The following is a 19,722-nucleotide window of genomic DNA, read 5'->3' as shown; positions in this document are numbered from 1 at the left end:
TTTGTGTAAATTAGTTATTATTTTGGAAATGCAACTCAACGTTAAAATTGAGTAATTTCTCAATTTGCTTTTTATACTTTTGGGCTTGTTCTTCTTCAAAGTAAAAATCATCATGACAATAGAGTTGCAGCTGGATCTCTCTTTTTGATGTCTTGTGAACAACACATTTATAAACGACATTTCTTCGAGTTCGATTGAGTGAATAGGCAAGCTTTAAAATGGCACCGAGCAATTCATAACGTTTTAATTGTTGTTTCGTTAAGAGTTCACTATAAGGGCCAGCGAACTGAAGTAGATAAGGTTTTGACTTAAAAGAAGATATTAGAGCAACCCCCAATCGTTGCTCGTGGGTCAATCCATCGATCGTCATATTAGATAGTAAATAAAAGGTGTGTTGACTACTAGCTTCGTTACTAATATATTCACCCATATAAAGGAACCTAGCACTATAACGAAGCAATTTCAAATTATCCTCATCATTGAGTTTTTCAAGAAGATAAGGAGATAACTCTTTATAAATAGCAGAAGCCAGCTTTGAAACTTGCTGAACATGCTCAACATTGATTTGATAATTGTAAGAAAGTTGATAGAAGCTTTCTTCAGCAACGTTTGGAAATTGTTCAATTCCTATTTGCTGTAGCACCTCCTCATAAAATACCCCATCTCTTAATCCTTTGTTACTCATGATAAAAACAGGTGCCCTTGTCACCTCAACTAATGTAGAAATAGCTTGGATAGCCGGAATAATAATATCTGCTCGATCTTTAGACAGGCCTTCTACATTTTGCCTTTCAGTAAAAGGGTGTTCTAGTAAAGACTGTTGAACTTCATGAATGTCATTTGGTTGTAACTCATATTGATGAAGGCCTGGCAAAGGATAGTTAATCTTGCGTTGATGCATTAAACATAAGTTTCTAGCGGTACCACCAATTCCAACGACGGGAAGTTCTGTATTGACAATCCAATTAAATGAAGAAAATTGGTTAATTAAGAATTGTTTTAGATTGTTCATTTCATCTAAGGTTGGAGGATCACTTTCAATGAAACGGTTTTTTAAAGTGATAGCACCAAATGGAAAACTAACATATTTCAGTAATTTTCTATTTTTAAATAAAGTTACTTCAGTACTTCCACCACCAATATCAATGGAAATGCCGTCTTCGATATTTGTAGAATTGGTAACAGCTAAGTAACCATAGTAGGCTTCTTCATAATCACTTAAAACAGTAAAGGAAAGAGCTGTTTTATCTTTTATGATGTTCAGTACTTCTCTTTGGTTTGGAGCAAGACGTAAGGCAGCTGTTGCTACCCCCTTAACATAATCAATTTGATGGTCATTTATGATTTTATTAAAACGACTAAGCGTCTCGACAATGATTTCTATCCCCTCATCTGTAATGCTTCCATCTATTGTCGTATGGCTACTTAATCTAGCAACAACTTTAAAGTTATGGAGTTCATGATAACATCCGTTACTTTGAATGGTATAAATTACGAGCCGAATAGAGTTAGAACCCATATCAATAATTGCTAACTTTCTTTGTGCCATTAAAATTCACATCCCTGTAGTTAAGAATTGGATTTCAGATGTATTTGTTTTATTATATAATTTTCTACATCTCTTTGCATTCATGTGCGAGGAGGCATTTTTGTTTATTGAATAAGAACAATTCTTATTTATGCTATAATGTAGGTATAGTTTTGATTTGGAGGAACAGTATGACTGATCATCAAGCTTATGCGATAGAAGTCAACAGATTATCTTTTCGCTACGATAGCAAAGAAGTTTTGGAAAATGTTAATTTAAAAATAAAAGAAGGTGCATTTTTGGGTCTTGTTGGCCCAAACGGATCTGGAAAATCGACATTAATAAAATGCATACTCGGTTTATTATCTCCGCAAAATGGTGAAGTTTTGTTGTTTGGTCAACCATTAAACAAATTTAAAGCGTGGGATAAAGTAGGATTTGTTTCTCAAAAAGCAAATAGCTTTAACTCGGGTTTTCCAGCTACTGTTTTCGAAGTAGTATCAATGGGGTTATATGCTAAAATTGGATTATTTCGTTTTATGACGAAAAAAGACAAACAAAAAGTTCATGCGGCAATTAAAAGTGTAGGTATGACCGAATTTACGAATCAAAATATTGGTGAACTCTCCGGCGGACAGCAACAACGTGTGTTTATTGCCAGAGCTTTAGTCAGTGACCCAAAGCTCCTAATCTTAGATGAGCCTACTGTTGGTGTTGATGCAAGCTCTGTCCATTCTTTTTATGAAATGTTAATTGAACTCAATAAAAATAAAAACATTACATTGTTATTAGTCACACATGACATCACTAAAATGGTTGAACATGTAACGGATATTGCCTGTATTAATACGACTATACATTTTCATGGCGATCGTGAGGAATTTGAAAAGAACCATAACCTGTCATCATTCTTTGGCCATAATGTTCAACTACTAAGCCACAATCATTGTGACGGGGGCTGTGAACATGATTGAGGCTTTTTTGAAATATGAGTTTTTACAAAATGCTTTTTATACAGGATTGCTTATAGGTCTGATCGCACCAATGTTAGGAGTGTTCCTTGTCGTTCGAAGGTTGTCACTGATTGCTGATGCTCTATCTCATATTACATTAACAGGAATTGCAGCTAGCTTACTGTTGGGAAAATATTTCATCTTTTTTCAAGGGCTTAATCCTCTTTACATGGGAATGGGTGCAGCGGTAGGAGGATCTTTACTTATTGAGAAAATTAGAAATGTCTATAAGTTTTATCAGGAATTAGCGATACCAATTATTTTATCTAGTGGGATTGGGATTGGGGTTGTATTCATCTCCTTAGCCGATGGATTTAACAATGACCTGTTTAATTATTTGTTTGGGAGTGTTATCACCGTAAGTCGTTCTGATTTATATACGGTTTTAATTACATCTATTATTGTCATTATCATTACGATTTTTCTATTTAAAGAGATGTTTTATTTAGCTTTTGATGAAGAACATGCCAAAGTTTCAGGTTTAAATAAATCCTTTGTTCATCTCGTGTTTATCATTATTGTGGCACTTGTTATAGCTGCTTCGATGAGGATTGTTGGAATTCTCCTAGTATCGGCGTTAATGACACTTCCAGTTGCAGCTAGTATGCGTATTGCAAAAGGGTTCAAGCAAATGTTCTTTTACTCGATTTTGTTTGGAGAAATTGCAGTAATTGGAGGATTAATTACGGCTTTTCAATTGGATTTGGCACCAGGTGGAACCATTGTTATCATTTCCGTCTTTATCTTAATCATTTGTTTATCCATTAAAAAGTGGAAGGATAAATTTACGTATAGAAAAAAAACGAGTGTAGGTATATAAACCTAAAGAGTTGATTGTTGTCTTGGGGTCTGTTCTAAAGTAAAATCAAATAACAGATTAGAGTAGGAGTACTTGGATGTTAGATCTATTATCAAATTTAACTTTTATTGAACGAGGAATGGTCGCAGCGTTCTTAATTGGTTTCATTTGCCCGTTGTTAGGTTCATTTTTACTCGTTCGGAGAATTTCAATTATTTCAGAGTCTTTATCTCATATTACATTGACAGGAATAGCTGCAGGTGTATTGCTTACGCAAACATTAGCCTTTTTTTCAAATGTTAATCCGCTATATTTCGGTTTGCTGTTTGCGTTTTTTGGATCATTATTAATTGAAAGATTAAGACAGGTGTACAAGGATTTTCAAGAAATAGCTATTCCAATTATTTTATCAGCTGGAGTCGGGTTAAGTGCAATCATCATTAGTGTTTCTAAAACAGGCTATAATCAGTGGTTTATGTATTTGTTTGGAAGCATAGTTAGTGTGACGTTACAGGACTTATATTTTATGATCGTGACTTCAATAGTAGTGCTTATTATTCTGTTTTTATTTTATAAGGAATTTGTGGCGATATCGTTTGATCAGGAATTTGCCAAAGTTTCAGGGATATCCATTAAACGCTTGAATTTTATCTTTTCCTTTCTAATCGCGTTAGTTATAGCAATATCGATGAAAGTCGTTGGTATATTATTAGTCGGAGCGATGATTGTATTGCCTGCTGCAGCTGCGGTTGTGTTTGCTAAAAGCTTTAAGCAGCTTCTGGTGTTATCCGTCCTCTTCGGTCAATTGTCAATGGCGACTGGATCCTTTTTTTCTTATCACTTAAATGTAGCAACTGGTGGTGGAATTGTATTATTTGCCACCTTATGGCTTGTAATGGCACACGTTTTACACCATCTGATAAAAGGAAAGCGAAGGGAGAGAATTTCTGAATGAACGTTACGCAAGCAATGGATCTCTTAAAAGAAAAAGGATATAAATATACGAAAAAACGTGAAGAAATGCTTCGACTTTTTGCCGATGAAAAGCGATATCTTTCCGCTAAAGATGTTTTAGAGAAGATGTATAAGGATTATCCGGGTTTAAGCTTTGATACGATTTATCGAAACTTAGCGACGTTTGCACAATTGGAAATTTTAGAAGTAACAGAATTAGATGGGGAGAAAAAGTTTCGGTTTTCCTGTTCAACAACGCAACATCACCATCACTTAATTTGTTTGGAGTGCGGAAAAACAAAAGCAGTCCACGACTGTCCAATGGAAAACATCAATATTACATTCCCAGATTTTGAAGTTACTGGACACAAGTTTGAAATATATGGGTATTGCAAAAGTTGTGCACCCGTTAGCACCAATTCATAAAGAAAAGGAAAGGGAAAGACGAGTCTTACCTTTCCTTTTTGATACTTAGCTATCGGCTGCTTGATTTAGTTGTTGCGGTATATAGCCTATAGACAGGCCGTTATTTCTATCAAGAATGGCTTTTTTTCCTATTCCTCATTTTTTAGCCACTGTTCGACCCAATGGGTTGCTTCGTTCCAGTTCTCAACTCGAATTACATTCTTCGGAGAAGAGAGACGATTATAAGGGGTATCGAACAAAACGACAGGAATATTACACTCTTCGGCAATATCACACGCATTATCATGCTTATCTTCAAAAAAGATATCAAGCTGATGATCTTTAACGGCATTTATTTTATCGTGGCTGCCGATTAAATTAATCTTATCGTATGGAAGCTTTTTGGCATGAAACCACTGCTCCGTTAGATCGTACAAATGATCTCCTCTAGCACTAATATAAACCATCTTGTGATTGTTTTTCCAATTATGTAATGCGTTTTGTGCATAGTGAGCTAAGTCTGCTTTTGAATAAATATGGCCTTCATGGTCTTTTAACCATTGCCAGAATTGTTCTGATGTAATACCTAACACTTGAGTTAGATCATATTCAGTAATATCATCTAATGTAATATTTTTGTTAAAGTGTTTATTTAAATATGGAACGAAAGTAGCTGGATCGGTAACTGTACCATCGATATCAAAACCAAAAACTCTAGACTTCTTCATAATTCACCTCGTAATAAAAATAAATCGTTTCCTATGCATGCAATCATTGTCACCTATAATCAGAGCATCGTGAGTCATACTATTAATGCTCCCCCAAAAATAGAAAGCGAGGGATTAGTTTTGGCTGACAATAACAATTTCAACAACAACTTTAACGATCGTGATACACGAACGATTGACTTAAGACCAGAAGAAAGAGACCGCGAAAGAGTAGACACATTTGAAGAAGAAACGGCTGCTGAAGTTACACCAATGACAGGTGCTTTTGGTGGTCGAACAGTAGAGCGGGAAGAAACAGCTGAAGCAAACTATGATGATGCAACTGCATCAGGCCGTGGTGTTGGTACGTTTGCTATCGTGCTTTCTATCCTGTCATTATTCTTTTTACCGATCCTTTTAGGTGCATCAGGGATCATTGTCGGGTTCGTTGCAAGAAGAGCTGGTGCAAATGCACTGGGTAACTGGGCGATCGGTATCGGTGCCCTGTCCATTATCTTAACCGTCTTCTTCTCACCATTCTTCTAACAGGGTCAAAGCAAGAATCCACATCACCTAAACTTTGAAGGGGAGTTATTGAATAAGCACACGCGACTAGCGTGTGCTTATTATTGCATGCTCAAAATATAACTTCCAGTTCAAATCACTACTCTTGTTTTGCTAATTTTTCTTGAGCGATTTTGTCAATTTCTTTCTTTAATTCTTCAACCATTATTTCCTCGGGAACTTTTCTTACTATTTCACCGTGTCTAAACAATAAGCCTTCTCCACGAGCTCCAGCAATGCCAATATCAGCCTCTCGTGCTTCACCTGGTCCATTCACAGCACAACCAAGAACAGCTACTTTAATTGGTGCCTTAATGGTTGAAATATAATCTTCAACTTCATTCGCAATTTTAATTAAATCAATTTCAATACGACCACACGTTGGGCATGAAATCAATGTTGCTGCATTTGCAGCTAAACCGAATGATTTTAACAGTTCACGAGCAACTTTTACTTCTTCAACAGGATCAGCGCTTAGTGAAATACGAACAGTATTTCCAATACCCATGTTTAAAATCGCACCTAATCCTGCAGCGCTTTTGATTGTCCCAGCAAATAGTGTACCCGACTCCGTTATTCCTAGGTGTAGCGGGTAACTAAAAGCTTTAGCTGCTTTCTCATAGGCTTCAATTGCTAAATTAACGTCTGATGCTTTCATTGAAACAATAATATCATGAAAATCAAGATCTTCAAGGATACTAATATGATGTAATGCACTTTCGACCATTCCATCAGCTGTAGGATACCCATATTTATCTAAAATTTTCTTTTCGAGTGAGCCAGCGTTTACTCCAATACGAATGGGAATACCTTTTTCTTTTGCTGCTTTAACAACTGCTTCTACTTTTTCTCTTCTCCCAATATTCCCTGGGTTAATTCTAATTTTATCAGCTCCACCTTCAATGGCTTTCAAGGCAAGCTTATAATCAAAATGTATATCGACAACGAGAGGGATGTTAATCCTTGCTTTAATAGCAGAAATAGCCTCTGCTGCCCGCATATCCGGACAAGCTACTCGAACCACTTGACAACCCGCTTCTTCCAACCTGTGGATTTCTGCCACTGTTGCTTCCACATCATGAGTTTTGGTTGTAGTCATACTTTGAATAACGACTTCATTATTTCCACCAATCGTAATCCCGCCAACTTTCACAGGTCGAGTTTGGGTTCGATGTGTAATTTGGGTCATGAATCATTCGCCCCTTTTATTTTTCAACTAAGTATATTGTACAAATGACATACGTGTTTATTTTATCAGTCCCTCATTTTGTTTGGCAAGGTATTGTTACTCTGATTTTAAATATAGGGGAAATAGATAAGTTTTTCCAACCTTTATATTATCCGCTGCCACACCTGGATTTAATTCTTGAAAATCATAAACAATTTGTTGAATAGATGCAGGTACGGGACCGTCATGTAAATGTTCTACAATTGATAAAACAGTATATCCATTTTGAACAACGACTTCTTGGGCAGGAAACGGTTCTTCTTCAACGACAATATTAGGATAATTCTCTGAACTTGTCTCGCTTGTTGTTGGTTTGTCTGCTTTGGGTAAAGTACCAGTAGATAGATCATAATAAATGCTATAACAAATAATAAAAAGAATGATGATAAAGATCACACTGTGTTTGAAGCTGAATTGGGTACTCAATGGCTTGTCCTCCCTAGTATGAGTAAACATCTTAACAATATATATTCAGCAAGTGTAAGAAATATGACTAGAATTTTTTCTTTTTTTAGGAGGGGAAAACACAAATGAAAGAGGGGGCTTCTACAACAGTAGTTATATACATCATTGGATTACTGCCATTTGTCATGGTTGTCGGGAACTCAATGTTTATTCCGATCATCCCTGATATCCAACATGCACTGCAACTAACTGCGATTGAAGGCGGCTTAGTTCTCACCGTGTTTTCGATACCAGCAGCACTTATGATACCGATAATAGGTTTAATTTCAGATCGGATAGGAAGGAAAAAGGTGATATTAGTTTCGCTTCTTTTTATTATGTTAGGCAGTATTTTTTCAGCGTTAGCCCCAGTTTTCTTTGAGGGTCAAAGCGCTTTTTCGATGCTGCTATTAGGCAGGTTTTTCCAAGGGGTAGGAGCAGGGAGAACAGCACCGATGGCAATGGCTTTAGCTGGTGATCTGTTTGTAGGAACGGATAGAAGTAAAGCCTTAGGAACAGTTGAAGTGTTTAACAGCCTAGGTAAGGTGGTAAGTCCTATAGTCGGGGCTTTTATTGCAGTTTATTTATGGTTTGCGACGTTTTTTGTTTATTTTTTTCTTGCCCTTCTAGCATACTTTGGAATAAAAGTTTGGATTAAAGAACGGATGAAAGAAGCAGAGCCATTACGATTGAAAGACTACCACCGTTCAGTGCAAGAAATCATTCTGCGTGAGTTTAAATGGCTTATTCCTATATTTCTCGCCAGTGGAGTTGGTTTGCTTCTTTTATTTGGACTTATGTTTTTTATGTCCTATTATCTTGAAGAGAGCTATGGAGTTTATGGTACTCTAAAAGGGATTTATTTAGCGCTTCCTCTTGTGTTTTTAACTGTATTTTCATATTGGACAGGTAAGAATATGGGAGATAACAAAAATTATGTAAAGCGGTATTTACTGTTAGGATTAAGCGTATTGTTAACCAGCTTTGCATTGCTTATCTTTTTTCATGGGTTACTAGGCTTATTAGTATTAATTTCATTAGCCTCAATTGGTCTAGGTTTTTTTCTCCCTGCAGCTAATACGGCAGTGACAGCTTCAGTTGGAATAAAAGAAAGGGGCTTAGTTGTGTCATTATACTCGATGGTTCGTTTTCTAGGAGTTGCTCTTGGCCCTATAACGTTTAGTATTTTAATGCATGATCCAATGGAGTTATTTTTCTTTTCATTTTTTTTAGTTGGCATTTCGTTTATCATTCTAATTTCTTCATGGACATGTATACCTATCTTAAGGGATTGTAGCTCTAGAATATGAGAAAAGATGGTTGAGTTTTAAAGTTTTACACACATAAATAGGTCAAAAGTCACTTTAAATTTTCCTCGAAAAATAGTTTTCTTAAGTTTAGGATGTCAACTATTTGATTGAGGTCTTCAAAGGAGATGGATGAGATGAGTTTTATGAAAAAGAAATTAATTCCGTTACTGCTAGTGTTTACAATTCTAATACCAAGTTTAGTTGCAGCGGATGCAGCGCCAGGAGATATGATTGTTACACTAGGAGCCAATTTAACTGATGAACAAAAGCAAAGCATACTTAATGAAATGGGTGCACCAGAAGATGTAGAAATTATCTATGTTACCAACGAAGAAGAACATCACTACTTAGGGAATTATGTGAGTAGGGCTCAAATTGGGACGAGAGCGATTTCTTCTTCGATGATTACGTTAACGACATCTGGATCTGGTCTTAATGTAGAGACAAATAATATTGATTGGGTTTCTGAAGGTATGTATGCAAATGCTCTTGTAACAGCAGGAGTGAAAGATGCCGATATTTATGTAACGGCACCATTTGGAGTTTCAGGGACTGCGGGTTTAACAGGAATTATTAAAGCGTATGAAATAACAGCTGATATTGAAATCCCAGAAGAGCAAAAACAAATTGCCAACGAAGAAATGGTCCGAACAGGTAAGCTTGCTGAGCGAATAGGGATGGAAGAAGCAACTGAGCTAATGAACCGAATTAAAGAGGAGATCGCTCAAAATCCGGTTGATTCTGAGGAAGATCTACGTGCTCTCATTCAAAGAATTGCTCAAGAATTAGGAGTTACTCTGACAGAGGAAGAGTTAAACGGGCTCGTTTCATTATTTATGCGTTTAAAGGATTTAAATATAGATTGGAACCAAGTACAAAATCAAATTGGGAAAATTCGCGACAACTTAGGAGATTTCCTAAATCGTGAAGATACGCAATCATTTATTGCATCATTATTAGATGTACTTTCACGTTTCATTGAGGCGATCAAAGGATTGTTTAGATAAAAAATGGCTGACTCATAAGTGCTATTATTTAACTAATTAACAAAATTGATGGTTACTTTGTAACTGCGTTTAATTAGTTTAATTAATAGTATGGCACATTGAGTCAGCTTTTTTTATGCTAGGCTCTTTTCTAAAGGCTGTTTTTCGTAAAATTTGTTGCTATTGGACCGTTTTTTGAATATAAATCAGCCCTAATGGATAAATTCATTTATCCATCTGGCTGATTTATATTCAAAAGCTTCACGCTAAAGCGTGAAGAACCAAGCTTTCGCTTGGTTACGGTCCAATAGCTAAAAGCAACAATCTCTTAGAAAAGAGCCTTTCTAAAAGATTGTTGCCTTATGCTAAGTTATTGCATAAGGAGGGTGCTAGCTAATACTTTATTATAGTGTCCTTTCGTTTTTCTTAAATCGGCCACCTTAAGTATGTAGTTTTCTTGTAATATTTGATAAAATTTTAAATGAGGAGCGACTTTGTTTTTACCGTAGCAAATGCGTTTGTGGAAGCAGGTTGTTGCCTTGGTAACGTTTGAACTATAGGTTTGGTCTGCTGCTTATCATTACTGGTCGTTTTTTTCATAAATTTCACCTCATTTATAGTTTAACCAAAAATTGAAATGAAACTTATATTATTTTATTTCGTATATTATAAAGGATTGGAGGTTGAAGCAATGGATGTTCTAAATATTGCAAGTATGGGATTTCTCGTTGTTTTTTTAGGAACACTTTTCTTATTTGGAGAGTTACTTGTTAAGGTTAAAGGAGTCTTCGGTGTTCTTGGTATTGCAATTATGGCGGTTTACTTCTCTCACCATATTGCTGGTGATACAGGGATTTGGGTTGTTTTATTGTATATTACTGGATTAGTTCTAATAATCGTTGATGGAAAGGCGATTAGTGACGGAACGATTGCATTTTTAGGTGTTATTTTGATGATCGTAGCTCTGGCTATCCCTGCACCAAATTTTTTATACGGGGCTTTAGTTGCCATGGGTTTAGTGCTGGGTGCAACAACTGCTTTACTGTTTCTAAAGGTATTCCCGTCGAGAAACCTATGGTCAAAAATGACTTTAAGAGATCGATTAACAGGGGAATTAGGCTACAACTCAATTAATGATACGTATAAAGAGTTAATCGGAAAAAGAGGAAGAGCAATAACTCCGTTCCGCCCAATTGGTACTATGGAAGTTGATGGAAAACAGTATAGTGCTACGAGTGAGAATAATTGGTTAACACAAGACACTGTCATCGAAGTTGTATCTGTTGATGGTACGCGTATTGTTGTGAAAAAAGTAGATGAAAGTAACGGTTAAGTAGTTAGTAGTGTGTAGTGGCAAACATCAGACTTTAAAGTAAAAGAGGTTAGGTAATCTAAATTAGAAAAAAACAGGTTGCTGGGAAGTGAACTCAGCAGCCTGTTTTTTGTTTTTTGCTTAGTTGTTTGTTGGGTTACTCGCTTCATCGTTTTGCGGGCTAATTTTTGGCTTTGGAACATATTGCAAAACTTTATATAACATGAAGATTGCAATAGCCCAATAGAAGAAGAGCGAAAATGGAATAATGATTCCAAACGCCTCTGTTAAATTAAATATAGCTGTCGGAAGTGTAACTGTATAAGCAGATAAAATCCATAAATGTCGGTATTTTAAGTTTAATTGTGCTTTGTTCTTTAACATAAGTCCAAATAAGGCTAATACCGTTACCCCGATAAATTTCATTGCTGTAAAGAAAAGGTATAATACTAATAAGAAAACAGTTAAAATGACAGGAAGTACATCGGCTATACCATTTACTAACCCTGTTATTTCTTCTTTTGTTAAGTTTAAATTACCTAGGTCGCGGTATCTAAAAGTCTCTGCTTTCCCATCAGTGATAATAACTGCTTCACGTTCAAGCATGGCTAAACCGTTATCGTATTCGTAAATATCACCGACAGTTAAATGTCCTGTAGGATCAAGGATAAAAACACCATCCTCAGTCACATCAATATAAGGCTCTGTTATATCTGATGTTAGAACGCCATTTTGGAAAGCAAAATCCGGTATCTCTTCCTCTAAAGATGTAGCTAAATAGTTAATACCCTGATAAGCTGTTGTTGATAAATTAATTGCACTGGGAATCGAAACAACCGCCATTAATAAGAATACATAGAAAATGGTTTTTCCAATCCCTTGGAACCGAAATGCGGCGATATCCTTAGGGGAATACAAACTTTTAATCAGCTGTTTAAAAATATTCATTTAATAATGTCTACTCCTTCTTATTTAGCTTGTGTTCATGTGTATTGATTTAAGCTTAGTGAATTCTCGAGTGTAATGATCACACACAACCTAGATCAACACTACACACTCACGCATTCGTACCTATTAAATAACTACCAACATACATTTTACAAGAGAAAAAAAAATGGTACAAGAGAAGAGCTGTTTCAATTAGGTGACGACTTTTTTTCCATAAACAGCTTGTCAAATATATCAGTTTATGATATATTACTTTTCGTCACCACCTTTTGAACTTCAGATTTCAGTGTTGACTAAAGTTGATTTTTTGAGTTATAATATTATTTGTCTTTATTATTCCACAGTAGCTCAGTTGGTAGAGCAATCGGCTGTTAACCGATCGGTCGCAGGTTCGAGTCCTGCCTGTGGAGCCATTTATTTTGGCGGTGTAGCTCAGCTGGCTAGAGCGTACGGTTCATACCCGTGAGGTCGTGGGTTCGACTCCCTCCGCCGCTACCATTTCTAAAAAACTTTATATAATGGCGGTTGTGGCGAAGTGGTTAACGCACCGGATTGTGATTCCGGCATTCGTGGGTTCAATTCCCATCAGCCGCCCCATTGAAGGACCCTTAGCTCAGTTGGTCAGAGCGGTCGGCTCATAACCGATTGGTCGTAGGTTCGAGTCCTACAGGGTCCACCATTAACTATAGAAGTACACGGAGGAATACCCAAGTCCGGCTGAAGGGATCGGTCTTGAAAACCGACAGGCGGGTTAAACCGCGCGGGGGTTCGAATCCCTCTTCCTCCGCCATACCATTACATAATATGAGCTTATGATTGATCTTGAATTCAATCATAAGCTTTTTTATTTTCAAATTTAAAAAGTATCGTCATACACAGGTTTTTATTGTTCAGCTCGACTCTTATACTTGAATGTCTTTTAGGAAAATCCACGTAATCGTTCCGAGGGCGATACAATAGATAGCGAAGTATGTGAGTTTAGCTTGATTTAGCATTTGGATCAACCACTTAATACCGATAATTGCAAAGATAAATGAGGCGATACAGGCGATGGCAAGTTCAATCCCAACTCCTGCGAAAGTTTCTGTCGTTAGTTCTGGTAATTTTAAAATGGTAATCCCTAAGATAACAGGAATGGAAAGTAAGAAAGAATAGCGAACAGCTGTTTTTTTATCCAAACCGCACCAAAGTGAAACAATTAAGGTACTGCCGGCTCGCGATATTCCTGGTATAACAGCCAGAGCTTGGCCGATCCCAATAATAAGACAATCTTTCCAAGTCATTTCTTTTACCGTACGATTTCCTACATTAATCCCGTGTTCAATCAGTATTAAAAACAATCCTGTAACAATTAAAGCGGCTCCAATTGTTGAAGCTTGAGTAATATTATCGCCTATCAAACCTTCAATTCCTTTGCCAACACCCATGGTAATTAGGGTAGCGCCTACAATAAGCCAGGCAAATCGATAGTTTGTTTTCGCTTTTTCGCTCTTGAAAAATAAGTAAGTAAAGAAGTCTTTAATAATTTCAAGTAAATCGCGCCAAAAAAAACAAATGACGGCTAGTAAAGATGCTGCATGTAGAAGGACTTCGAAAGTCAAGTCGCTCGTAGACACTTGAATACCTAGTAGCTTTTCAGCAATAACCAAATGTGCTGAACTAGAGATCGGAAGAAACTCTGAAATTCCTTGGATGATGCCTAGTAGAAGAGCTTCAAACCAGTTCAAATTCACACCTCCCATATTTGTATGTATTTCACAATATGGGGTTTGTCCGTTAAATATGAATGTTTTGATTATAATTTTAAAAATGAGGGAAATGTATGAAGTGGAAAAGTTGAAATAGCAGTTAAATACATTATACATATCAATTGCATGTTATACGTTTTTTTGTTAATGTAAATATTGAGCAACTTAGTAAACATTTCTGTTGCTTAAATTTATTAACTGCATTGGATTACTTTACCATTTATTTGAAGACAATTGCTTAGGGAGGAAATTAAAATGGCAAAACATGAATTACCTGCATTACCTTATGCTGCAAATGCACTAGAGCCTCATATTGATGAGCAAACAATGAATATCCACCACGGGAAGCACCATAACACATATGTGACTAACTTAAACGCTGCTTTAGAAGGTCATGATGAGCTTGCAAGCAAGTCAATTGAAGATCTAATTAGTAACTTAGACGCTGTACCTGAGAATATCCGTACAGCAGTAAGAAACAATGGCGGAGGCCATGCTAACCACTCTTTATTCTGGACGCTTTTAAGCCCGAATGGCGGTGGCGAACCAACTGGTGATTTAGCAACAGCGATTAACAGTAAATTCGGAAGTCTTGACAGCTTTAAAGAAGAGTTTGCAAAAGCTGGAGCTACTCGCTTTGGTTCTGGTTGGGCTTGGTTAGTTGTTAACAACGGCGAGCTTGAAGTAATGAGCACACCAAACCAAGACTCTCCTATCATGGAAGGTAAAACTCCAATCTTAGGTTTAGATGTATGGGAACATGCATATTACTTAAATTATCAAAACCGTCGTCCAGACTACATTAATGCATTCTGGAATGTAGTAAACTGGGACGAAGTAGCTAAGCTATATAGCCAAGCTAAATAATATATCATAATGGAAACACCGCTAACCTATATAGTTAGCGGTGTTTTGTTATATAAGGTGACAGTACATGATAATTGTTGCATAACGTTTATAGAAAATCGCCAAACTACACCTAAGGTGGTGTAGTGACGGCATGAAACTGTTGCAAAAATTAGTTGGTGATGTAGAAGTAAACCGAGATTTAGTCCTGCTATTAACAATTGGAGGGCTGTATGCTCTGAGTATTGCTTTATCTAACACATTTGTAAATGTTTATTTATGGAAGCAATCTGGTGAATTTCTTGACATTGCTCTATATAATTTATCATCTGTTGTAATGCAGCCGATAACCTTTATTCTTGCAGGAAGGTTTGCAAAAAAAATCGACCGGGTTATCGTGTTGCGGCTAGGAGTCAGTTTCCTATCCGTTTTCTTTTTTACAGTGCTATTTTTAGGTGAAAATGCGGCCCAATATTTAATCTTGTTAGGGTCGTTATTAGGAATTGGTTTTGGGTTTTATTGGTTAGCATTTAATGTATTAACATTTGAAATTACAGAGCCGGAAACAAGGGATTTTTTTAATGGATTTTTGGGGTTACTAACTTCATTTGCTGGGATGATTGGTCCAATATTAGCAGGCTTTATTATTACTAGGATGGAGAAACTTTTCGGTTATAAAATAATTTTTGGAATATCTTTAACATTATTTGTCATTGCGGTTATTACAAGTTTATTTTTGAAACGACGACCTGCAACAGGTAGTTTTTCTTTTCTCTCTGTGCTAAAAGAGCGAAAGCGGAATGACAATTGGAGGCATATTCTTCATGCGCATTTCTTCCAAGGTTTAAGAGAAGGAACATTTGTTTTTGTAATCGTCGTGTGGGTTTATATCGCAACAGGCAGTGAACTTGCAATTGGTACGTATGGATTAGTCGCTTCTGCGGTTTCATTTATTTGTTATTTTTTAGCGACTCGTCTTATGAAACCGTCTTTTCGAAAAAAATCAATATTGATAGGTGGGACGATTCTTTACTTAGCTATTTTCATTATCATAACAGATCTAAATTTTACTCGTCTCATTATATATGCAGTCGTCATATCCATTGCTTACCCTATGTTACTTGTTCCTTATGTTTCTTTAACTTATGACGTGATCGGAAAAGGCTGGAAGGCAGCAGAAATGCGAGTTGAATACATCGTTGTTCGAGAATTGTTTTTAAATTCGGGAAGAATTACTTCCGTTCTTGCTTTCATCTTTACGATTACCGTGTTTAATGAAGAGCATGGAATACCTGGACTTTTTCTAATACTAGGTGCAGGTCACCTTGTAATTTATTTCTTTGTTAGAAAGGTAAAGATACCACTTAACAAAGGCGGTGAAACCTATAGTTTCTCTCGTCAGCAAAAAGGAGAGGGCGATAGTGGGGGAACGTCTGTCTAAACTTGTTGAAAAAGTGTGGGAAAGCAAATCTTAACTTTAAAATTGCATATTTATTATGATATAATAACTGTAGAATACAACCTGCCGTGTTAGTTAGCTTCTACTTGTTTCGAACCGTGGATATAAAAAGGGAGTTCTACATTAAAGATTTAACAACATGCCTATTTTTGGAAGTTGGAGAATTTTTTGCGAACACCCACCTACGAGTGTAGGTTCTTGAAACAATAGGGCAACGGCATACGCGGGTTTCTTACTTAAAAAATCATACGAGGCTGACTCAAGAGTGTCTGTGCTTCTCAATAGGAGAGGTTCTTGACACTTTACTATTGGGTCGGCCTTTATTTTGAATTCATATAAAGGATGTTCATCCTTTTTGAACTGCGAATTTAAAGAGAAGTAACTCTATAGAGAGGAAATTGAAATGACAAATCAAAAAAAGAAAAAAAACCATATCCCAGCGCGTTTGAATCTATTATTTTTTGCTGTATTTATATTGTTTTCTGCACTTATTCTTAGATTAGGTATGGTTCAAATTGTACAAGGGGAAGATTTCACCCGAGAACTGGAGCGAACGAGTAATGTTACGACGAGAATCGATGCGCCTAGAGGTATTATGTATGATCGCAACGGTAATATCGTTGTTGATAATGAAAAACAACTCTCACTCACCTATACCCAGCCGCCACGACCTTCTGAACAAGAAAAGTTAGAGGTTGCCGAGAGATTAACAAATTATATTGAGTTAGATACTTCTAGTATTACTGAGCGTGATATGAAAGATTATTGGATCTTAACTCGACGCGAACAGGCACTCGATAAGGTAACTTCCGAGGAGAGAAAAGGTTTAAGTAACAATGAAGAATATCAATTGACGTTAGACCGCATTACGGAAAATGATTTAGCAGAAATTACCGAAGAAGAGAAAAAGGTATTAGCTATAAAGCGTGAAATGGATCGAGGGTATGCACTCTCGCCTCAAAGAATAAAACAGGGTCTTACAAAAGAAGAAGCACACGGAATCATTGAGCATCTGCCAGATTTACCAGGAGTTGAAATATTGCTCGATTCAACACGAAAATATGTTTATGATGATACATTTAAGAGCTTCTTCGGTCGTACCGGTTCAATTCCGAGAGAAAGTTTAGATTTTTATTTATCAAGAGGGTATGAAAGATCTGACATCGTTGGAACAAGTTTTCTTGAGCTTCAATATGAACAGGCTTTACGGGGTGAAAAAGCAGTAGTAGAAAATATTACGAGTCGCGGCTCAGTCATCGGTACTTCATTAGATAAATTAGGGCAACGAGGAAATGATCTCGTTCTGACAATTGATATGGAGCTCCAGAAACAAGTTGAGGAAATACTACAACGAGAAGTTAACAAAAATCGCGGGGCATATTTACGAAATCCAGCTGCTTACGTTGTTATGATGGATCCAAGAACTGGGGAAATCTATGCCATGGCCGGGTATGAAGGTAATGACTTTGACCATTTCGGTGTTGTTAACAAAGCATTTGAGATGGGATCGACTATAAAGGGAGCAACTGTTTTAGCTGGTCTGCATGCAGGTGTAATAAACCCTAATACTATAATTCATGATGCGCCGATCCGAGTTGGTGGTGAAACCAAACAGTCTGTAACACGTATGGGTAATATTAACAGTATAACGGCTTTAGAGAGATCATCTAACGTATACATGTTCCACATTGTAATGAGGATTGCAGGGTTTAATTATAGCTCAAATTGTTGCTGGAATGATGTAGCTGGAGCATATGGAGACTTTCGAAATTACCTTCACCAATTTGGACTAGGTGTTGAAACAGGTATCGATTTGCCTTCTGAAGGAATAGGGGTAAATGGTGGTGTGCAACGGGTAGGTAACTTACTTGACTTTGCCATTGGACAGTTTGATACGTATACGCCGCTTCAACTGGCGCAATACGTTTCAACCATTGCAAATGATGGGTACCGTATGAAGCCGCAACTTGTTAAAGAAATTAGACAACCTAGTTCTTCAAAACAAGAGTTAGGCCAAGTGATAAATCAATTTCCCCCGACTGTAATGAATCGTGTGGAAATGCATGATGATCACATTAAGCATGTGCAAAGAGGCTTCAGACAAGTAATTGCAGGGTCTAGAGGTACAGGTAGGGCTCTTGCAAATAAACCATATCAACTTGCAGGTAAAACGGGTACTGCTCAGGTGTTAAATAAAGAAGGGAATAACCAAACATTTGTTGCTTATGCACCGTTTGATGATCCAAGAGTAGCGGTTGCAGTAGTTGTTCCGAATGTTAATAGAAGAACAAATGCTACCATCTCAAGAGATATATTAGAGGGTGTTACGGACGCATTTTTTGAATTAGAAGAAAATCGACAAAATCCTTCATTCAATCTTCCAACTGAGGGCGATGGTGAAGACGAGGATAACGAAGAAGAATCGAACTAAAAAAGAGGCTGACGGAATAATATGTCAGCCTCTTTCTATGCGTTTTTTTCCATCATTGTGTAATCGTCAAAGCAATCTCTTCAACGGTCATTGTACTATTTAATTCAAATTCACCTGCTTTAATTTGTTGTGTCAGTTCATTGTCACGTAGAAATTGTAAGAATTCTTCTGTGTCTTCTAATACATTTACTTTTTCCAAATAATTTGCCACGTTCATACTACTCATCCCGCTTTGAATTTCGATAATGGTATAATGGATCGTTTGAGGTTGAGGATCGACTTCCTCCTCTAGTGCTATGTCTTCTCGTTCAGCTTCTTCTTTTCCTTTTAACAGGAGGTCGTATTCCTCCTCATCTAGAACGATGAAGCCTTGATCTTTCAGGATATCCATCATTTCTTCACTACTTAATTCGATTTCAGGTATTTCAATATCATCTTGTTCGATTTCGATGTGCGTGGTTTGAAAAAAGTACATATATGCAAATACACTAGTAGCAAGTAAAATTCCTGCTGCAACTCCCTGTACCGTTTTTTTCGCCATTATATCCCTCGTTTCTATCTTCATTCCTTCTGTTGATATGTAGCAATCAATCCAAGGACTTCACTCTCTGATAGGGTTGTTAGTTCCGCAATTTTTTCTATAGCATACCCAGCTTCGTAATAGGCTGCAACTTCATTTAAAAGATCATTGGTTGTGTTTTTTTTCAGCGTCTGAGTAAAGTACGCCTCATCACTTCCTGATAAGATTTCTTCTTCTAAAATTGTAACCTTTTTCTTTAGTTGATATATTTCTTGCATGAAAGTCATCGAAAAACTTTCTAATTGATTTTCGAGGTCTTTTGTACGGTCTTTTATGAAAAAAGAAGCTATTAGTAAGAAAATTGCTAAGACGAAAAGTACTATGATGACGACTTCCATAAAAATCCCCTCTCTCGTCTTTCTTTGCTCAAATTTTTTGTGCCTCTTTTTATTATACATGCCAAGTCAATACTTCATTTCAAGGTTTCCCATAATAACCCAAAATTCTTCATAAAAACAGA

Annotated in this window: 20 protein-coding genes, 5 tRNA genes and 1 other RNA gene; 17 read left to right on the top strand and 9 right to left on the bottom strand. The window is 36.7% G+C overall.

Translation table 11 applies throughout. The features are described from left to right. Window positions 1–10 precede the first annotated feature (10 nt). Entirely contained in the window at window positions 11–1,549 is a 1,539-nt protein-coding gene (locus ACNSTQ_RS02580; RefSeq protein ID WP_418198289.1) for an exopolyphosphatase, read from the bottom strand. Between the two features lie 170 nt (window positions 1,550–1,719). On the opposite strand from ACNSTQ_RS02580, the gene ACNSTQ_RS02575 reads away from it, so the two are divergent. The 4 genes from ACNSTQ_RS02575 to ACNSTQ_RS02560 all read left to right on the top strand — a co-directional run bounded on the left by ACNSTQ_RS02575 (window position 1,720) and on the right by ACNSTQ_RS02560 (window position 4,720). Next, complete coding sequence (locus ACNSTQ_RS02575) at window positions 1,720–2,502, top strand: metal ABC transporter ATP-binding protein (RefSeq protein ID WP_418198288.1); 783 nt, start codon at window positions 1,720–1,722, stop codon at window positions 2,500–2,502. Beyond that, complete coding sequence (locus ACNSTQ_RS02570) at window positions 2,495–3,361, top strand: metal ABC transporter permease (protein ID WP_418198287.1); 867 nt, start codon at window positions 2,495–2,497, stop codon at window positions 3,359–3,361. The genes ACNSTQ_RS02575 and ACNSTQ_RS02570 overlap by 8 nt, the downstream gene beginning before the upstream one ends. A gap of 76 nt (window positions 3,362–3,437) precedes the next feature. Then, the gene (locus ACNSTQ_RS02565) at window positions 3,438–4,295 is read left to right on the top strand and encodes a metal ABC transporter permease (protein ID WP_418198286.1); all 858 of its coding nucleotides are present in this window, start codon (window positions 3,438–3,440) and stop codon (window positions 4,293–4,295) included. Continuing rightward, window positions 4,292–4,720 (top strand): Fur family transcriptional regulator, encoded by a 429-nt coding sequence (locus tag ACNSTQ_RS02560; RefSeq protein ID WP_418198285.1) that lies wholly within the window; start codon window positions 4,292–4,294, stop codon window positions 4,718–4,720. The genes ACNSTQ_RS02565 and ACNSTQ_RS02560 overlap by 4 nt, the downstream gene beginning before the upstream one ends. 128 nt (window positions 4,721–4,848) lie before the next feature. Here ACNSTQ_RS02560 and ACNSTQ_RS02555 read toward each other — a convergent pair whose 3' ends face one another. Beyond that, complete coding sequence (locus ACNSTQ_RS02555; protein WP_418198284.1) at window positions 4,849–5,427, bottom strand: hypothetical protein; 579 nt, start codon at window positions 5,425–5,427, stop codon at window positions 4,849–4,851. A 120-nt stretch (window positions 5,428–5,547) separates the two neighbouring features. Here ACNSTQ_RS02555 and ACNSTQ_RS02550 point away from each other — a divergent pair, with 120 nt between their 5' ends. Continuing rightward, a complete protein-coding gene (locus tag ACNSTQ_RS02550) occupies window positions 5,548–5,952 on the top strand; it encodes a DUF4190 domain-containing protein (RefSeq protein ID WP_418198283.1) in 405 nt (134 codons plus the stop codon). Between the two features lie 118 nt (window positions 5,953–6,070). Here the strand turns inward: ACNSTQ_RS02550 and ispG are convergent, their stop codons facing one another. Together ispG and ACNSTQ_RS02540 are read right to left on the bottom strand one after the other, a co-directional pair. Then, entirely contained in the window at window positions 6,071–7,159 is a 1,089-nt protein-coding gene (ispG, locus tag ACNSTQ_RS02545; protein WP_418198282.1) for a flavodoxin-dependent (E)-4-hydroxy-3-methylbut-2-enyl-diphosphate synthase, read from the bottom strand. A 96-nt stretch (window positions 7,160–7,255) separates the two neighbouring features. After that, window positions 7,256–7,624 carry a hypothetical protein gene (locus ACNSTQ_RS02540; protein WP_418198281.1) on the bottom strand — a complete coding sequence of 123 codons (369 nt, stop codon included), beginning with the start codon at window positions 7,622–7,624 and terminating at the stop codon, window positions 7,256–7,258. Window positions 7,625–7,728: 104 nt separating this feature from the next. On the opposite strand from ACNSTQ_RS02540, the gene ACNSTQ_RS02535 reads away from it, so the two are divergent. Next, on the top strand, window positions 7,729–8,952 hold the full coding sequence (locus tag ACNSTQ_RS02535) for an MFS transporter (protein WP_418198280.1): 1,224 nt from the start codon (window positions 7,729–7,731) through the stop codon (window positions 8,950–8,952). A 134-nt stretch (window positions 8,953–9,086) separates the two neighbouring features. Next, on the top strand, window positions 9,087–9,959 hold the full coding sequence (locus ACNSTQ_RS02530; protein WP_418198279.1) for a DUF1002 domain-containing protein: 873 nt from the start codon (window positions 9,087–9,089) through the stop codon (window positions 9,957–9,959). A 456-nt stretch (window positions 9,960–10,415) separates the two neighbouring features. On the opposite strand, the gene ACNSTQ_RS02525 is transcribed toward ACNSTQ_RS02530, so the two are convergent. Further along, the gene (locus ACNSTQ_RS02525; RefSeq protein ID WP_418198278.1) at window positions 10,416–10,538 is read right to left on the bottom strand and encodes a hypothetical protein; all 123 of its coding nucleotides are present in this window, start codon (window positions 10,536–10,538) and stop codon (window positions 10,416–10,418) included. A 91-nt stretch (window positions 10,539–10,629) separates the two neighbouring features. On the opposite strand from ACNSTQ_RS02525, the gene ACNSTQ_RS02520 reads away from it, so the two are divergent. Further along, window positions 10,630–11,271, top strand: coding sequence for an NfeD family protein (locus ACNSTQ_RS02520; protein ID WP_418198277.1), 642 nt, complete (start codon window positions 10,630–10,632; stop codon window positions 11,269–11,271). Window positions 11,272–11,391: 120 nt separating this feature from the next. Here ACNSTQ_RS02520 and ACNSTQ_RS02515 read toward each other — a convergent pair whose 3' ends face one another. After that, on the bottom strand, window positions 11,392–12,198 hold the full coding sequence (locus tag ACNSTQ_RS02515; RefSeq protein WP_418198276.1) for a DUF1189 domain-containing protein: 807 nt from the start codon (window positions 12,196–12,198) through the stop codon (window positions 11,392–11,394). A gap of 337 nt (window positions 12,199–12,535) precedes the next feature. Here ACNSTQ_RS02515 and ACNSTQ_RS02510 point away from each other — a divergent pair. The 5 genes from ACNSTQ_RS02510 to ACNSTQ_RS02490 all read left to right on the top strand — a co-directional run bounded on the left by ACNSTQ_RS02510 (window position 12,536) and on the right by ACNSTQ_RS02490 (window position 12,988). After that, a tRNA-Asn gene (locus ACNSTQ_RS02510) sits at window positions 12,536–12,611 on the top strand. Window positions 12,612–12,619: 8 nt separating this feature from the next. Further along, window positions 12,620–12,696, top strand: a tRNA-Met gene (locus ACNSTQ_RS02505). A gap of 23 nt (window positions 12,697–12,719) precedes the next feature. Beyond that, window positions 12,720–12,795, top strand: a tRNA-His gene (locus ACNSTQ_RS02500). A gap of 5 nt (window positions 12,796–12,800) precedes the next feature. Then, a tRNA-Ile gene (locus ACNSTQ_RS02495) sits at window positions 12,801–12,877 on the top strand. A gap of 18 nt (window positions 12,878–12,895) precedes the next feature. Beyond that, window positions 12,896–12,988 (top strand) — tRNA-Ser (locus ACNSTQ_RS02490). Between the two features lie 112 nt (window positions 12,989–13,100). Here the strand turns inward: ACNSTQ_RS02490 and ACNSTQ_RS02485 are convergent. After that, the gene (locus ACNSTQ_RS02485; RefSeq protein ID WP_418198275.1) at window positions 13,101–13,925 is read right to left on the bottom strand and encodes an undecaprenyl-diphosphate phosphatase; all 825 of its coding nucleotides are present in this window, start codon (window positions 13,923–13,925) and stop codon (window positions 13,101–13,103) included. A gap of 276 nt (window positions 13,926–14,201) precedes the next feature. Here ACNSTQ_RS02485 and sodA point away from each other — a divergent pair, with 276 nt between their 5' ends. The 4 genes from sodA (at window position 14,202) to ACNSTQ_RS02465 (ending at window position 18,682) form a co-directional block, all read left to right on the top strand. Further along, window positions 14,202–14,813, top strand: a complete 612-nt coding sequence (gene sodA, locus ACNSTQ_RS02480) for a superoxide dismutase SodA (RefSeq protein ID WP_418198274.1) — start codon at window positions 14,202–14,204, stop codon at window positions 14,811–14,813. Window positions 14,814–14,946: 133 nt separating this feature from the next. Beyond that, complete coding sequence (locus ACNSTQ_RS02475) at window positions 14,947–16,233, top strand: MFS transporter (RefSeq protein WP_418198273.1); 1,287 nt, start codon at window positions 14,947–14,949, stop codon at window positions 16,231–16,233. 75 nt (window positions 16,234–16,308) lie between these two features. Continuing rightward, window positions 16,309–16,485, top strand: a non-coding RNA gene (ssrS, locus tag ACNSTQ_RS02470) — 6S RNA. Between the two features lie 169 nt (window positions 16,486–16,654). Further along, the gene (locus ACNSTQ_RS02465) at window positions 16,655–18,682 is read left to right on the top strand and encodes a peptidoglycan D,D-transpeptidase FtsI family protein (RefSeq protein WP_418198272.1); all 2,028 of its coding nucleotides are present in this window, start codon (window positions 16,655–16,657) and stop codon (window positions 18,680–18,682) included. 52 nt (window positions 18,683–18,734) lie between these two features. Here the strand turns inward: ACNSTQ_RS02465 and ACNSTQ_RS02460 are convergent, their stop codons facing one another. Both ACNSTQ_RS02460 and ACNSTQ_RS02455 read right to left on the bottom strand, forming a co-directional pair. Next, window positions 18,735–19,223 carry a hypothetical protein gene (locus ACNSTQ_RS02460; RefSeq protein WP_418198271.1) on the bottom strand — a complete coding sequence of 163 codons (489 nt, stop codon included), beginning with the start codon at window positions 19,221–19,223 and terminating at the stop codon, window positions 18,735–18,737. Between the two features lie 20 nt (window positions 19,224–19,243). Beyond that, window positions 19,244–19,600 carry a hypothetical protein gene (locus ACNSTQ_RS02455; RefSeq protein WP_418198270.1) on the bottom strand — a complete coding sequence of 119 codons (357 nt, stop codon included), beginning with the start codon at window positions 19,598–19,600 and terminating at the stop codon, window positions 19,244–19,246. Window positions 19,601–19,722 lie beyond the last annotated feature (122 nt).

This window comes from Alkalihalobacterium sp. APHAB7 (genome assembly GCF_048323755.1).
Lineage (GTDB): Bacteria > Bacillota > Bacilli > Bacillales > Bacillaceae_F > Alkalihalobacterium.
The sequence above is the reverse complement of the archived record's forward strand: the minus strand, read 5'-3'. Positions and strand labels throughout refer to the sequence as shown.